This is a genomic window from Pseudoalteromonas sp. C12FD-1, from assembly GCF_037414265.1.
Classification (GTDB): Bacteria; Pseudomonadota; Gammaproteobacteria; order Enterobacterales; family Alteromonadaceae; genus Pseudoalteromonas.
On sequence record NZ_JBBEVD010000052.1, the window covers coordinates 21,143 to 36,926 of the forward strand.

General features: G+C 40.6%; 14 protein-coding genes and 1 tRNA gene. 10 read left to right on the forward strand and 5 right to left on the reverse strand.

The genetic code is table 11. The features are described from left to right. Positions 1–47 precede the first annotated feature (47 nt). Together WDB87_RS07415 and WDB87_RS07420 are read right to left on the reverse strand one after the other, a co-directional pair. Positions 48–962: a M14 family metallopeptidase gene (locus WDB87_RS07415; RefSeq protein ID WP_337849481.1), complete on the reverse strand. Its 915-nt coding sequence runs from the start codon at positions 960–962 to the stop codon at positions 48–50. A gap of 63 nt (positions 963–1,025) precedes the next feature. After that, on the reverse strand, positions 1,026–1,610 hold the full coding sequence (locus WDB87_RS07420; RefSeq protein ID WP_286246906.1) for a hypothetical protein: 585 nt from the start codon (positions 1,608–1,610) through the stop codon (positions 1,026–1,028). Between the two features lie 297 nt (positions 1,611–1,907). On the opposite strand from WDB87_RS07420, the gene WDB87_RS07425 reads away from it, so the two are divergent. The 3 genes from WDB87_RS07425 (at position 1,908) to WDB87_RS07435 (ending at position 6,541) form a co-directional block, all read left to right on the forward strand. Continuing rightward, the gene (locus WDB87_RS07425; RefSeq protein ID WP_337849482.1) at positions 1,908–4,397 is read left to right on the forward strand and encodes a UvrD-helicase domain-containing protein; all 2,490 of its coding nucleotides are present in this window, start codon (positions 1,908–1,910) and stop codon (positions 4,395–4,397) included. A 78-nt stretch (positions 4,398–4,475) separates the two neighbouring features. Next, positions 4,476–6,143, forward strand: coding sequence for a cyanophycinase (locus tag WDB87_RS07430; protein ID WP_337849483.1), 1,668 nt, complete (start codon positions 4,476–4,478; stop codon positions 6,141–6,143). Positions 6,144–6,292: 149 nt separating this feature from the next. Next, complete coding sequence (locus tag WDB87_RS07435; RefSeq protein WP_286246911.1) at positions 6,293–6,541, forward strand: hypothetical protein; 249 nt, start codon at positions 6,293–6,295, stop codon at positions 6,539–6,541. Between the two features lie 57 nt (positions 6,542–6,598). On the opposite strand, the gene WDB87_RS07440 is transcribed toward WDB87_RS07435, so the two are convergent. The 3 genes from WDB87_RS07440 to WDB87_RS07450 all read right to left on the reverse strand — a co-directional run bounded on the left by WDB87_RS07440 (position 6,599) and on the right by WDB87_RS07450 (position 7,849). Continuing rightward, complete coding sequence (locus WDB87_RS07440; RefSeq protein WP_337849484.1) at positions 6,599–6,922, reverse strand: hypothetical protein; 324 nt, start codon at positions 6,920–6,922, stop codon at positions 6,599–6,601. Positions 6,923–7,012: 90 nt separating this feature from the next. Next, a tRNA-Pro gene (locus tag WDB87_RS07445) sits at positions 7,013–7,089 on the reverse strand. 136 nt (positions 7,090–7,225) lie between these two features. Then, a complete protein-coding gene (locus WDB87_RS07450; RefSeq protein WP_337849485.1) occupies positions 7,226–7,849 on the reverse strand; it encodes an arylesterase in 624 nt (207 codons plus the stop codon). Between WDB87_RS07450 and WDB87_RS07455 the strand changes: the two genes are divergently transcribed. From WDB87_RS07455 to tolR, 7 genes are all read left to right on the forward strand, one after another. Then, a complete protein-coding gene (locus WDB87_RS07455; RefSeq protein WP_337849605.1) occupies positions 7,850–8,563 on the forward strand; it encodes an ABC transporter ATP-binding protein in 714 nt (237 codons plus the stop codon). It abuts the gene before it with no gap. After that, positions 8,553–11,054 (forward strand): ABC transporter permease, encoded by a 2,502-nt coding sequence (locus WDB87_RS07460; RefSeq protein ID WP_337849486.1) that lies wholly within the window; start codon positions 8,553–8,555, stop codon positions 11,052–11,054. Before WDB87_RS07455 ends, WDB87_RS07460 begins: the two co-directional genes overlap by 11 nt. A gap of 128 nt (positions 11,055–11,182) precedes the next feature. Then, entirely contained in the window at positions 11,183–11,707 is a 525-nt protein-coding gene (ruvC, locus tag WDB87_RS07465) for a crossover junction endodeoxyribonuclease RuvC (RefSeq protein WP_055018724.1), read from the forward strand. A 2-nt stretch (positions 11,708–11,709) separates the two neighbouring features. Further along, entirely contained in the window at positions 11,710–12,327 is a 618-nt protein-coding gene (gene ruvA / locus WDB87_RS07470) for a Holliday junction branch migration protein RuvA (protein WP_337849487.1), read from the forward strand. 7 nt (positions 12,328–12,334) lie between these two features. Then, complete coding sequence (gene ruvB / locus WDB87_RS07475; protein ID WP_286246945.1) at positions 12,335–13,342, forward strand: Holliday junction branch migration DNA helicase RuvB; 1,008 nt, start codon at positions 12,335–12,337, stop codon at positions 13,340–13,342. Positions 13,343–14,657: 1,315 nt separating this feature from the next. Further along, positions 14,658–15,362: a protein TolQ gene (gene tolQ, locus WDB87_RS07480; RefSeq protein ID WP_004587273.1), complete on the forward strand. Its 705-nt coding sequence runs from the start codon at positions 14,658–14,660 to the stop codon at positions 15,360–15,362. After that, positions 15,349–15,780: a protein TolR gene (gene tolR / locus WDB87_RS07485; RefSeq protein WP_004587274.1), complete on the forward strand. Its 432-nt coding sequence runs from the start codon at positions 15,349–15,351 to the stop codon at positions 15,778–15,780. The genes tolQ and tolR overlap by 14 nt, the downstream gene beginning before the upstream one ends. Positions 15,781–15,784 lie beyond the last annotated feature (4 nt).

The following is a 15,784-nucleotide window of genomic DNA, read 5'->3' on the forward strand; positions in this document are numbered from 1 at the left end:
ACCCCGTAAAATGATTAACTAGTATTGCAAATTGGTATTAAAAGCCACTAAAGTGACTTTAAATAATTTAACGCACCAGTAATAACAGCTACTTGTGCGTGAGTACATTGCTCATCTGAAGCACTTGGGCTATCAGGGTACACTTCGGTTGTAGTGACATAAGGAGCATTAGTAAAGCCCATGCACAAGCCCAATTCCCGTGCTGCGTAATTTATAACGCCAAATTGCTCCTGCGGTACACCAATTAATTGATTGTTCTCGTCACTTGGTGCAATGTGCGTCACTTTCTCAACACTATTTAAAATGGCTTTTTGAAAATCAGGTGCTGGTTTTTCGCTATCTGCCACTAAATAAAATCCGTCAGGTATATTCCAGTTGGTGTTAATTTTACCATCGCGGGCTGCTAATGCCGGTCTGAACTCGCTGTTGTCTGTATCGGTGGTTTCGTGCAAATCTATATGTGCAACTATTTGAGTATTAAGTGAGGCTACATATTTCATAATAGCTGCAGACTCTTGGGCTGGGCTGTTATCGTAAAAAGAGCGATTTGGGTCTATAGCGTCTGGATTCCAGCGGTTTATGGTTTCAAAACCCCAGGGGCTAATGCATGGGGCAATAATAAAGTTAAAATTATTTATATATTCTTGAGCGTCAGTTTGAGCAAATGCCAGCGCACCCATAACACCGCTTGTTTCGTAACCATGCACACCTCCAGTAATTAACACGGTAGGGCGATCACTTTGCCAATTTTTACTTTTAAATAAATAAAGTGCAAAGCTAAGCGGCGAATAGCTTAGCTCGCCATACTGCTCTACATCTAAACACTCATTAGGCTGGTTAATTTTACTTACTACAAGTTGGTTATAGTCGCGCTTTTTTTGCTGAAGTTGTAACCATGCTGCTTTATCACAGTCGTCCCATGGTTTATTAGGAGTACCGATAGGGTATAAAGTGTCGCTCATTGTGTGCCTTAAACTTGTCGCTTATAAAGGCGCTAGCTTATCGCTGCAATTACAAGGCTGCAACTAAAAATGCTCGGTTACATCTGCTGTGTTTTCGTACAAGGTGGCGTTTTCGCGTTTATGTTTTTCGAATAAATATTCACGTAATGCTTCTTTGCCACTTTTAATACTGACAATTTTGGCCGCATAACCTAAATTAGTTTTACGTACTAAATCTACAAGTAGGGTGACTTTTTTCTTATTAGGTAGTTTAAACGTAATGTGTTGAGCATGGGTAAGGCTGTAACGGTGATCGCGTGGTTTTAATAGTACGCCACTACTAGAGAGCGAAAGCACATAAAAGCGCTCGCTTTGTAAATGCAGATCGGAATAACGCCAGCTTCTGTCTACACCTTCGGTATCAATTACCTCAGGCGCACTCAGTACAGGGTTTAAGTAGCCGTCATCATTGAGCTTAAACTCAAGCGGAAACCACAACTGATAATGGCCTACCTCTGCTAACATGGTTAACTTAGCGTGAGACAATAAACCTTTAAGTGTATCAGGTAAGGTAGTTCTTAAGCTAAGCTGCGAGTTATCGTTTGTATTGTCCTTGCTACTGCCTACAACAGACGAAATAAAACTTAACTCTTCCTTAGTTAAATCCATATTATTTCTCGTTTAATAAAAGCTTCACATTAAACCAATAGTGCAATTTGTTCAATATTCAAACGTAAAGTTTAAGCAAATTTAAACACCTGTTTAGAGTAAATACTTAAGGCCTGTTTATTATTTTAGGAGGAATTTACCGCAGTATAAACACCCAATTCACCCAGTAATATGGCTTTTTATAAGGCTTATTTGTACTTGCTTTGGCTAACCAGGCTGCCACTTTTAAAGCGCGGCGCGCCTTGGAGTTTAAACTGTGATAAAATTTGTTTTTAATTTTAGTTTATTCAAGGTTTTATGGCGCAGTTTATTGCCACTCCAAGCTGGTTAGGACGTTTTTTTACGCGTATTAGCACCGTTACTATTAAGCAAAATTCACTTGTTATACATTGTAAAAATAATACCTCACGCGCCTATTTAATTAGCGACTTTACTAATTTTACCCAATTTAAAAAAGGCCTATTTAGCGGGAAAATAACCCTCAACCATAGTACAAAAACGGTAATTAGCCTTTTAAATAAACAGCAGGCTCAAACGCTTAGTGAGCAGCTAAACAGCGAGTTTGCCAATCACCTAGAAGAAAAAGTGAATACAGCAAAAACGCTTGTAAAACGTTATGCAACAAATGAGTATCTTCGTGACTCAAATGTGCCGTTACTTAAATCGGCGGTGTTTTCATTGGCACACCGGTACAACGCTTTGCCAGCACTGTGGCAGCAGCATTTATCGGCCATTAATATTAAATTTTTAACGATTTTAAGTAGCTCACCAACAGTAGCGCACGCCACAGAGCAGTTGCGTAAAAGTTATGAGCAAAAAACACTTACGGCAAGAGCCGATTTTTATAATGTGGTTGAAGCAAATCCGCTTACACGCGAGCAGCGCCTTGGCGTTATACGCAATAACGATAAAAATTTGGTGTTAGCGGCCGCAGGCACAGGTAAAACATCGGTAATGGTTGCAAAGGCTCTAGATTTAATAGTTCATGAAGGTGTAAAGCCCGAGCAAATACTGATACTCGCTTATAATAAAAATGCGGCAAACGAGTTAACTGAGCGCTTTAATTTAAGGGCGCAGCACGCAAATTTAAAGGTTACGCCGCCTACTATTTTAACGTTTCATGCGCTGGGGCTTAAGCTACTTAAAAACGACAATAAAGCACTTAGCTTATCGCCATTTGCAAGTGACGCTATGGCGCTTAATAAATGGTTTACTCAGTGGCTTAGCAACACTTTAAAAACAGACCCTCGTTTTTGTAAAACCTTTGTTGAGACCCTATATGAACCTACTGATAGCCTCAATGCCGTAACTAAAACCGCCATAAAAGCACAAACCTATCACACACTATCGGGGTTAAAAGTAAGCAGTTATCAGCTCTTATTAATTGCTAATTGGCTATATATGTATGGTATTGAACACACTTACCAAAATGATGACACCGCCGATTTTTTCTTGCCTCAGTACAACATTTATTTGGTACATTTTGCGACAGATAGGCAAGGAAATTCAGCTCAGCACATTATTAAATCGCACAATAGTGGACATATTAAATCAGTACGGGCGCACCATAAAAAACATGGTCAAACCTTGGTGCAAACATTTCATTATAACTGGCAAAATGGTCAGCTTGAGCAGCGCTTAAAAGCACAACTACAAAAACATAAAGTGAACATTAACCCTGTAGACAACCACGCAGTGTACGAGCGTTTATCTGCAACAGGGCTGTTAAAGCAAAATGTAAATAAGTACTTAAACTGCCTAAGCGCAATAAGGGGAGAACAGCTATCTGACTCTCAAATAGCAGCGCGAATAGCTAAAAGTGGCATTATAAATCATAAACGTTATACAACATTGCTGGTGGCAATGCAGCGTGCATACAATGAAAAATTAAAAGAGCAAGACGCTATAGATTTTGACGGCATGATTGCAAGCGCAACTCAGGCGATTAAATTGGGGGAGGTAAGTGTACCTTGGCGCCATATTTTAGTTGATGAATTTCAAGATATTTCATGCGCACGCATGGCGTTTTTAAATACGTTAATACATTATGGCCCGCAACCTTGTTTTACTGCGGTTGGCGATGATTGGCAGTCTATTTATCGGTTTTCAGGCGGTAATTTGGCGCTCACCACGCAGTTTAACGATTTAATAGGCAGTCACACACTCACGGTATTACAAAAAACGTTTAGATATAACAACAGTATTAGTGAGGTAGCGGGGCGCTTTGTAATGCAAAACCCTGAACAATATAAAAAGCACATCACTACGCATACGCAAGTAAGTAGCCCTCAAGTTGTGCTTATGGACGATTTACACCAAGGTAAAAAGTCAGTAGCGTTAAAAGTGCAGCAAACCATAGCCACAATTAATAAAAATAATAGCACGGCCAGTATTGCCGTATTGAGCCGTTATCGGTTTATGCTTAATGAGGTAGAGCAGCACTTAGCAGATAATAACTACGCTAACCCACTACATTTTTGGACACTGCATGGTTCAAAAGGTCTCGAAGCCGATTACTGTATTATAATAGGTTTTGAGCAAGGAAAGTTAGGTTTTCCAAGCAATAACCCTGGTAATTTACTTGTTGAAGCATTGTTGCCCGCACAAGATACCTTTATCCATTCAGAGGAGCGACGTTTATTATACGTAGGGATCACGCGCGCAAAGCATAAAAGCTATTTAATTGCTCCGCCATCTGGGTGTTCTGAATTCATTAGCGAGCTAATAAATGACAATTACCCTATTCATGTAGCCTCTAGTTTGTTTGCAAAACAGAGTAAACAGTAAAATAAATAAGGTTAATGGTTAAATGTAAGAGTATTAACTGCGAAAAGTGCACATCACCTTTTTTACTACCGGGTAAACTTGCTTAATACACTAATGCCATGTGTAGCAATCATTGAGCACCCACATTTACTATTTAGCCCGCCATTACATGCTGTTAAACTTAACGCCTATTTAGATTACTTCGAGAGCGTTATGCGTACTTGTGCTTTTTTGACTAAGCGAATGAGCTTTGTATTTATTTTATTTACTTTATTTTCATTTAAGGGAGCTGCACAGCAAGATCAAACCCTTATTTTAGCCGGAAGTACACTTAATGGTTGTAGTAAAAAAACGACGCTAGGTTGCAGTACTCAAAATAAATCTGTGTTTAGTGTAACCAACGATAACATTGCGCAAATAAAACTAAATTGGCCTACTAACAATACGACTAACCAAACAAACGTATTAAGTATCTTACGTACGCTTAGTAGCAAAAATGAAAAGGCAATGTCTAAAAGTGAGTTACTTTGGCAATGGCGAGATATAAACAACGAGCAACTCAACGACCTTACAAAGCAAGAATTTAATTTTGTATTTGATATGCTCGAACAACCCCACTCACAAGCGAGTTTAAAAGCTGAGCCACAAAGCAACGATTTATTGCAATTTATAACGGGTAGCTTAAAAGTCGCTAACCCAACGCCCACATTATTAATAATCAGTGCAGCACAACGAGATCCATACGCTCAAGTAGAGGCGCTTAAAACGCTTTTACCAAAAGGTATAACCAGTCAATGGTTGCCGCTAACACCTGCACTTGCTAAAGCAATTACTAACAATACCTGTAGTGATTTACCGGCGCTACGCCATTCACAAATGAACCTGTATAATCGCAGTAATGTACACCCAGAGCTTACAAAGGCTGAGCAAACTCTTTGTAATAATGGGATTGAGGCGTTAGTTAATTTAATAAACACAAGCACCGGTGTTTTATTTAGCGACGGTACGGCTAAAAATGCATTAAAAGCACTGTATGATGAAAATAGTACTGCTTACCCTTGGACGAACGCGCTTAAAACTCGCCCTGTTATTGTAGGGCTAGGTGCAGGAAGCAAAATACAAAGTGAAAAAGTCTATCTCTCACAGCACCAAAGCGAAGCGGTATTAAATGCAAAGCTTGCCCCACAGCCTAATGCACTTAACGGGTTAAATACGTTTACCTATGGACCCATATTCACCCGTTTTAGTGAGCAAAATCAAACGCTAAACCTAGCCAATACATTAAATACCGCAAAGCAAAAAAACGGTGATATTAAGCACGGTTTTGGTATTGATGAAAACACAGCCCTTGTCGTTATTAAATCCAACAAAGGAAATTTAATGACCGTAATAGGGCAAAGTGGCGTTGCGCATTTAAGTACCCAGCAAAAAGCAAGCAGCTATAACTACTCGTATTGGCCTGCTCGCAGTGTAATAGATATTACTAATGCTGGGTTTGAACTTGGCGAGCGTACCATTAGCCAAGCATTAGCACCTGTTAAAATACCCCCTTTACCGGTGCAGCGTTTTGCCAATATTTTAACCGATTCAAAACTACGCTCGCTTACGCAAGCTATGTGTTTAAGCCAAGAGCAAAGTGCGGTAGGGCAACAAGATGACCTTTTAATAAACTTAACTGCAACAAACAATACGCATTATTACCGCGTTAATACACAGTCATTTGGTTGCGCTGTAAGTAATATGTCACTCAAGTTTGAGCGCTTTTAATATTAAGCGCTTCACACATAGCCCAAATATAAAGGTTTAAGTTTAGTGAAATGGGTTTTAAAATAACGCCAATTAAATTTATACCTATGCGCTTAGCTCGATGGTTAAGCGCATAAGTATTAACGAGCAGATTTTACAAAGAGCAATTTATGAATAACGAGCACGACATAATCGACAACCTAGCAGAGTTAGAGAACTTTTTAGTTATGGTAGAAAACGGCGGCCTAGGTTTAAAAGGGGTGGCTGGTGTAGGTATGGCCACAAGTAATAAAGACGGCAGCCACTTTGTTGCAGTATTTGACGACAAACAACAGTTATTACTGGCGCGTGGCATAACAGCCGAGGTATTTGAAAATGGTAAAGACATGGTGCGTAACGGCGTAGGGCGTACACACTAATAAGACTAAAAAGCGCCGTATGGCGCTTTTAACCGCTTAAAACTAACTCTAAAATATTTAAAGCCTGTCGACTTGCTTTGAACTAATACTGGTCACAATATTATTTTCAAAACGGATCAATACAATGTACATCCCACCAATTGAGCCTTTTAGCTTATAAGTAAACTCTTCTGTTTTAACTAATTTGTCGCCATTACCAATATCAACAGCTTCATTAAGCACATCTTTATAAAGTGGTGCGCCCGCCACAGCTACAATGTCGGATTTAGTTTTACCTACACTCAGTAGGTTTCCGTTTTTGAGCCGAAAACTACCATGAGCAAACGCAAAGCTTGAAATAAAAAGAGATAAAACCAGAGTAAACACAATACGCTTTTTCATAAGTCATCCTTAAACACATAGTATTTAATGCTAGGTATACAAGGTAATACAGAAAAATAACAGTGAAAAAGAAATAAAGAGGAGGTTAAATGGTCGGTATGGCAGGATTTGAACCTGCGACCCCTGACACCCCATGACAGTGCGCTACCAAGCTGCGCTACATACCGACGTTGTTTGCAATAGTACGTATATTTTATTAAAAATCAATAAGTGATTGTTTGTTTGCGTGTTTATTGTGCAAATGAGCTAAAAAACTTTTTAGTTAAGGGCGTATAGCCCTCAACCACCAAAGAACAACACAGCTTAATCTTTATTTAGCCATTGATTGATCGAGTCGTACATTTCATCACGTATCAGCGGTTGGGCTTCTTTATTGGGATGTAATTGATCTCTTTGCATTAAGTTTGGCTTATCTGCCACATTAAGCATAAAAAAGTTGAGTAAATGAGCATTTGTTTTTTCACTTACTTGTGTAAAACTGTCGGTGAATATTTTGCTGTAACGGGGACCGTAGTTTGGTGGAATGTATATTTCCATTAACGATACCATAGCATTTGCTGCTTGGCTTTTTTCGATTAAATCCGTTAAGTTGGCCTGCATTTTTGTTACCGGAAAACCACGCAAACCATCATTAGCACCAAGCTCAATAAGTACATGGCTTGGTTGGTATTGCTCGAGTAAGGCATCTAGCCTACGTAAAGCGCCACCGGTAGTTTCGCCACTAATACTGGCATTAATTAGCTCTATATTACGCTGCTCTGCATCGTATTTATCTTGTAACAATTTAACCCAGCCTTGCTCTTGTTTAAGGCCATAGGCTGCACTTAAACTGTCTCCAAGTATTAAAATCGTGTTGTCGGCTGCCGCACTAAGTGGTTTGATAACTAAAAATAAAACGAATACAAAACGTAGGATTGAATGAGTCATATGTCAGCGCTTTCTCAATTAAATATTATTCAAGTAAATGGTTTGTCTAAAGTAGTTTCTACCTTCGAAGGTGAGTTGCCCATCCTCAGCGACATCAGCTTTAATGTCAAGCATGGCGAGTCAGTTGCTATTGTTGGCACCTCTGGCTCAGGAAAATCCACGTTATTAAGTTTATTAGCGGGGCTAGATACCGCCAGCAGTGGTGAAATTACCCTTGATGGCGAGCCGCTACATAAATTAGATGAAGAGCAACGCGCGGCACTGCGTGCTGAAAAAGTTGGTTTTGTATTTCAATCTTTTATGTTGGTACAAAGCTTAACCGCGCTTGAAAACGTGATGCTGCCGGCAGAGCTTGCAGGCGAAAGCGATGCTAAAGAGCAAGCCCTCGCATTATTAGAGAAAGTGGGGCTGAGTCATCGTATTGATCATTACCCATCGCAACTCTCTGGTGGTGAGCAGCAGCGTGTCGCCATTGCTCGCGCTTTTATTGGCACCCCTAAAATTTTATTTGCCGATGAGCCTTCTGCAAATTTAGACAGTAAAAATGGCAAAATGGTGGAGTCGTTATTGTTTGAATTAAACCAGCAGCACGGCACCACACTCATTTTAGTAACCCACGATGAAGCACTTGCGCAAAAGTGTCAGCATATTGTACAAATTGAAGCAGGGCAGTTAGTTAAAAACTCAAAAGAGGACATAGCGAATGTGGGCTAAGTTAGCACTTAAATTATTTGCCCGTGAATTTCGCCGGGGCGAGCTCACGGTTATTAGTGCCGCTATTGCGCTTGCGGTACTGACAGTGCTTACACTGTCTATGGTGACTGAGCGTATTGGGCAGAGCATTGCGCAAAAAAGTAGTGCGTTTATTGCCGCTGACAGAGTGTTGGCCAGCGCCCACAAGTTAGATACGGCGTTTATTAGTAAAGCAAAACAAGAAAACTTACAAACTGCGCAAATGGTCTACTTTGATACCATGTTATTTGCCAACGACGAGATGCAGTTTACCTCGGTAAAAGCAGCGTCTAACGAATACCCATTAAAAGGCGAATTAAAAGTTAAATCATCGTTGCTTGGCGAAACGCAAGTAGCACAGGGCGGGCCAAAGCCGGGTAATGTGTGGCTCAGTGAATCGGTTTTTTACAGCTTGAATATTGATATTGGTAGCCAAGTAGAGCTAGGTGCTGCCGTATTTAATGTAGAAAAAGTGGTAGTTGAAGAGCCAGATGCCCCTTTTAATGTATTTTCGAGTAGTCGCAGAGTACTCATAAATATTGCTGATGTTGCAAAAACAGAGGTTATTCAACCTGGCAGCCGAGTGAACTACCGCCAACTTTACGCAGGTGATGAAGCCGACATAACGCGGTTTTATGAATGGTTAAAGCCGCAAATGGCTGAAAACCAACGTTGGTATGGCGTAAAAGATAGGCAATCGCCTATATCAAATAGCTTAAACCGTGCAGAAAGCTTTTTATTACTAGCCGGTTTGCTGGGCATTATTTTGGCTACGGTCGCTATTGCTGTGTCGGCAAAGCGTTATTGTGAGCGCCAATACGACCCCGTAGCAATGATGAAAACACTCGGCGGAAGTCGTGCCTTAATTCGTAAAATATATTTTATGCACTTACTAATGGTGTGTGCTTTAGCGGTTATTGTGGGCTTAGCTATAGGCTACGGCTTGCAAGAAATTGCCACTGGTTATTTAGCAAAAAGCATGGATATGAGCTTACCAGCAGCGGGTTTTAAACCTTGGGTGGTGGCCATTAGCACAGGCGTTATATGTGCAGTTATGTTCTCTATTAAGCCACTGCTTGATTTATTTGATATTCCACCCCTTAGAGTTTTGCGCCGTAACTTAGGCGATAGACTAGCTGTAAGCCGTGTGCACTTAGGTTTAAGTGCGCTTACGGTGTTTTTATTAATGTGGTTATTTAGTAATAACATTAAAATAACACTGATTTTGTTTGTCTCTACACTTGCTTTGATTGCGGTTTTGTTTGTTATTTCAAAATTAATATTTGGTGGTGGCCGTAAATTAGGCTTAAAGCCAGGCAACAGCTGGTCATTAGCTATTGCCTCTATTCAAAAGCGGGCAAACGTAAATGCGGTGCAGCTTATTAGCTTTTCGTTGGCGATAAAATTGCTGTTGTTTTTGATTGTACTTAAAAACGACATGATCTCAGATTGGCAGTCTCAATTACCCGCCGATGCCCCTAATGCATTTTTAGTTAATATTACGCAAAACGAGCTTGAGCCTGTAAATAATTACCTCGCAGAAAACGATATTTTAGTATCTGATTTTTACCCAACCATTCGCGGGCGCGTAAATGCGGTAAATGGTGAGCTTGTTGCGCGTAAAGTGTCGTTGCAAGATAACGAGAAAAAAGATGAAGAAGCACGTTCTGGCATTGGCAGAGAGCTTAACCTAACGTGGCTTGATGATGTGCCAGCTCAAAACGAAATTGTGCAAGGGCAGTGGTTTGGCGAAGGCGCAGTGGCTGAGGCTTCGGTTGAGGAATCAATGCTTGAGCGCCTAGATGTAGAAATTGGCGACACGCTAACATTTTTAATTGGTGCGCAATCTTTTGACGCTAAAATAACTAGCGTACGTAAAGTAAACTGGGCTACGCTAAAACCTAACTTTTTTATTATTTTAAGCCCCGACGTGCTAAAAGATTTTCCGGCAACCTATATTTCATCAGTACGTATAGAGCCTGAGCAAAAGAAAGCGTTTAGCCAGTTACTGCGCACGTATCCAACCATTACCGCCATCGATGTAGATAACTTTGTAAAGCAAATTCAATCAACCATTGAGCAGGTGTCGCTAGCTATTGGATTTGTGCTTGCTATTGTGGTGTTGTGTGGTGCATTAGTGCTTATATCGCAGGTGCAAGCTAGCCTTGGTGAGCGAATGCAAGAAATAGTAATACTACGCACTTTAGGCGCTAAAGGGCGGTTAATAAAAAATGCGACCCTTTATGAGTTTTTACTATTAGGTGGTTTAGCTGGGTTTGTAGCTGCTTTATTTAGTGATGTGGCTTTGCTAATAGTTCAGCAGCAAATGTTTGACTTAGCCGGTAAATTGCACCCTGAAATATGGCTAATAGGGCCAGTTTCAGGCGGGGTGTTTGTTGCTACGCTTGGCTACTTTATGATTGCTCGTAAACTTAAACAAAATACCCAAGGCTTAGTACGTGCTTTAGCATAAGCTTTACTTTTAACACTAAACGCCCGTACTAAGTTACGGGCGTTTTTGTTTTTACGTGCCACTGGTAATTTATACAGTACTCTGGCATTATTACCGTTATTGAAAAATAACAATAATGAGTGTGCTGTTTGGCCATTATTTTAGGGATAGACCCAGGTTCACGTTTAACGGGTTATGGAGTAGTTGCTCACCAAGGTGCTAAATTTACCTATTTAGGCAGCGGGTGCATTAAATTAGCCGAGCACGAGTTTCCCATACGATTAAAAATGATCTACCAAGGGATCACACAAATAATAGAGCAGTTCTCACCCGAAACCTTTGCCATAGAAAAAGTATTTATGGCGCACAACCCGGATGCCGCGCTAAAGCTAGGTCAAGCCCGAGGAGCCGCTATCGTGGGAGCCTCTATGGCCGAACTACCCGTATTTGAATACTCAGCACGGCAAATTAAGCAAGCCGTGGTTGGTAATGGCGGCGCCGATAAGTCGCAAGTGCAACACATGGTAAAAAATATTTTAAAATTACCTGGCACACCACAAGCCGATGCGGCCGATGCGCTTGCCATTGCAATTTGCCATGCTCACTCAGAACAAAATTTAATTAAACTAGCGGGTAGCGCAAGTAAAACCGTTAGAGGACGTTTAAGGAAATAAATATGATTGGCCGTTTAAATGGCATTTTAGTTGAAAAGCAGCCGCCCGAAATTTTATTAGAAGTAAGCGGTGTAGGCTACGAAGTACAAATGCCCATGACCTGTTTTTACGACTTACCCAATATTGGCGAAAACACTATAGTGTATACACACTTTGTAGTACGCGAAGACGCACAATTACTATTTGGCTTTAATAATAAAACCGAGCGAGCGCTGTTTAGAGAGTTGTTAAAAGCAAATGGCGTGGGGCCTAAACTCGGCTTAGCTATTTTGTCGGGCATGTCGGCGCAACAATTTGTAAGTTGCGTAAACAACGAAGACGCCACAACACTGGTTAAATTGCCGGGTGTGGGTAAAAAAACTGCTGAACGTTTAGTGCTCGAAATGAAAGATCGCTTAAAAGATTGGGGTAATGATTTATTTACGCCATTTAGCGATAACGCCGTGATAGAGCCTGCCACTGATGCAACAATTGCCAATAATGCCGCAGACGATGCCGTATCGGCACTTGTCGCGCTTGGTTATAAATTGCCACAGGCGCAAAAAGCAGTAAAATCGGTAAGTAAACCCGATATGTCTACTGAGGTTCTTATTAAAGAATCTTTAAAATCAATGTTGTGAGTAACCCATGATTGAAGCTGATCGTTTAATTGACGCGAGCGAAAAAACCAACGAAGACACCATAGACCGCGCAATAAGGCCCAAGCTTTTAGCCGACTACAAAGGTCAGCCGCATGTTAAGCAGCAAATGGAAATATTTATAGAGGCTGCCCGTAGCCGTGGTGAAGCGCTCGATCATCTATTAATATTTGGCCCGCCGGGCTTAGGTAAAACCACGCTTGCTAATATTGTTGCCAATGAGCTTAATGTAAGTATTAAAACCACTTCAGGCCCAGTACTTGAAAAAGCCGGCGACCTTGCTGCACTGCTTACCAACCTTGAAGAAGGCGATGTGCTGTTTATCGATGAAATACACAGACTCAGCCCGCAAGTTGAAGAAATACTTTACCCCGCAATGGAAGATTATCAACTTGATATTATGATTGGGGAAGGCCCCGCAGCACGCTCTATTAAATTAGACTTACCGCCATTTACACTTATTGGCGCAACAACACGTGCAGGGTCACTTACCTCACCGCTTAGAGACCGTTTTGGCATAGTGCAGCGCTTAGAGTTTTATTCTATTGCTGATTTATCATATATAGTAGGGCGCTCCGCGCATTATTTAGATTTACAAATGTGCGATGATGGTGCCACCGAAATTGCAAAGCGCTCGCGAGGCACACCGCGTATAGCTAACCGCCTATTGCGCCGGGTGCGCGATTACACACAAGTAAAATCTGATGGCACCGTCAATGCCTCGGTTGCCGAGCAGGCGTTAGATATGATTGACGTAGATAAAAGTGGGTTTGATTACATGGACCGTAAATACTTACTTGCCATAATCGAAAAATTCATGGGTGGGCCTGTAGGACTTGATAACTTAGCCGCAGCAATAGGCGAAGAAAAAGAAACCATTGAAGATGTTATTGAACCGTTTTTAATCCAACAAGGTTTTATACAACGTACACCGCGCGGGCGAATAGTGTCAGACAATGCATACCACCACTTTGGTTTGCTCCCTAAACAAAACTAACCTATTTACCCAGCCTATAGCTGCAAAGCTATAGGCAACCCTCCTATTTAATCAGGGCGTGTTGAGCTGTGATGGTTGAATTTGCAGCAGTGTGTTTGGTTTTTAGGCAAGGCAGAGCCTATGAAGTGTGGTTATTCCCCATAAATAGGCGATAACGCAGCATAAATGCCAAACATGCGCTGCCCTTCGGGTTCTGCCTAGGGGCGATAAACTCTTTGTTGTCTACATGGATGTAGGTAAGGGGCGTGAGCAGGACGCGGAAGCTTTGCTCGGTTTTTACTTATTCTTACATGGATGTAAGTCATTAGAATAACGCAGGAGCAGTTATCGAGCCCACTAGGTTACAAACCTCGCGCCGCGATTTAATCGCCCCTAGATTGAACAAATTTCAACCCGCAAAGGTCAACACGCCCTAGTAACAAATATATTAGTTAGTTAACTTTCATTCAGCTTGTTGCAAATGTAATCAAAAAATTAAAATCATTTTGTAATTCACCTAACGTTAAGACTGGCGTGGCTATGCTGCGTACCAATAAAGATATTACGGCAGATGTTTGCTATTTTTTACAACCTTAAAATCCGGTTTTTTACATTAAACCTCAGTTAGCATGGTAGTAAAATTTAAGCAAAAAAAAGCCCGCATATAATGCGGGCAAACAACAAGTTGAAGGAAGTAATCCAGGGAACTACGTTTTACTTAATCAGGTTTTATCCAAAAAGAGTAAAACAATGTAATACGATTAAAAATCCTATTACTAAGAACTTGGCTTAATGAAACATGTTTCATTCAATGCGTCAGCTCGGTATAGAAGAATGATACGGAATAAGCATTTTTTGTTCAAACTAGAAAATTTAAAATTTCAGATAAGAAAAACTAATCTGATGAATTTTTTTGTTGTTCATAACTTGCGCGTTAATTATTCGTTAATATTATAAGTGGCTGAAAATTAATAAATAACTGGTCTGAGCTGTATTGTTGCAGTATTAGTTATATTAGTACATACAGAATGGTATGAATTACTTTTGCGTGCTTATGCAATTTTTATGAATAAACGGTGCATTTTATTAAGTTTACTGCGTATATTTACGCACTTTTATAGTATTTAGTTGTGTTTTACTAAACGCGATAGTCGCGTTTTAGAAACAAACAAGCGATTAAGCGTATGTTTAACGTTTTTTGTTGCCAATTCATAGCAATATCGTTGTCAGTAAACCCTTGACTCGATACACTAGATGCAACTTATGGCCGTTACAATGGTCTTATTTACACAAAATAACCAAATTGACGTTTTTTGAAATTATTTAGGAGTTTAACGTGGGATCAGGGCTTAATTTTTTAGATCTAATTCTAGAAGCCAGTTTGCTTGTGCAGTTAGTAATGCTAGCGCTAGTAGCAATGTCTGTTATGTCATGGGCAATTATTTTTCAACGTAAAAAAGCAATAAGCGACGCCTTGTCTGATGCAAAAAAATTCGAACAAAAATTTTGGTCAGGTATCGACTTAAGTAAACTATACAACGAAATTTCGTCACGTAGCGGCCAATCTCATGGTATTGAAGCGTTGTTTACATCAGGCTTTAAAGAGTTTGCACGCCATAAAAAGAACACCTTTCAAAGTGCTGGCATAGTAATGGAAGGTACGCATCGCTCAATGCGTGTGGCCCTGTCGCGTGAAATCGAAAAACTAGAATCGAGCTTATCGTTTTTAGCGACAGTGGGCTCAATTAGCCCATATATCGGCTTATTCGGTACGGTGTGGGGTATTATGAATGCCTTTATCGCGCTGGGTGAAGTGAAGCAAGCCACATTACAAATGGTAGCACCGGGTATTGCTGAGGCACTTATTGCAACGGCAATGGGTTTATTTGCGGCAATTCCAGCTGTTATTGCGTACAACCGCTTTGCCAATAAAGTTGAAAAGCTAGAATCACACTACATCAACTTTATGGAAGAGTTTGCCAATATTTTACACCGTCAAGCAGCTACCCAAATAGAGGCTAAAGCGAATGTATCAGCGTAAAAAGCGCCGTCCGGTCGCAGAAATTAATGTAGTACCTTACATTGATGTAATGTTGGTATTACTAATAATATTTATGGCAACAGCACCGCTTATTACTCACGGTGTGAAAGTTGATTTACCAAAAATGGAAGAGTCGGACTTAGTTGATACTAAAGACACGCCACCCATTATTGCCTCTATCGACTCTGCGGGTAAGTACTATGTAAGCATAGGTACCGACCCTGAAGAGCCAATGGAAGCACTTGATGTGGCCGCGGTTATTAAGTTGCAGCTAATGAAAAACCCTGATGTACCAGTCATGATTAAAGGCTCGGGTAAGGTATCGTACCAAGAAGTATTGTTATTAATGGACTTTTTAAAGAATGCTGGCGTACCATCTGTGGGTTTAATGACAGAATCCTTTGAGGGGACACAGTAGTAAC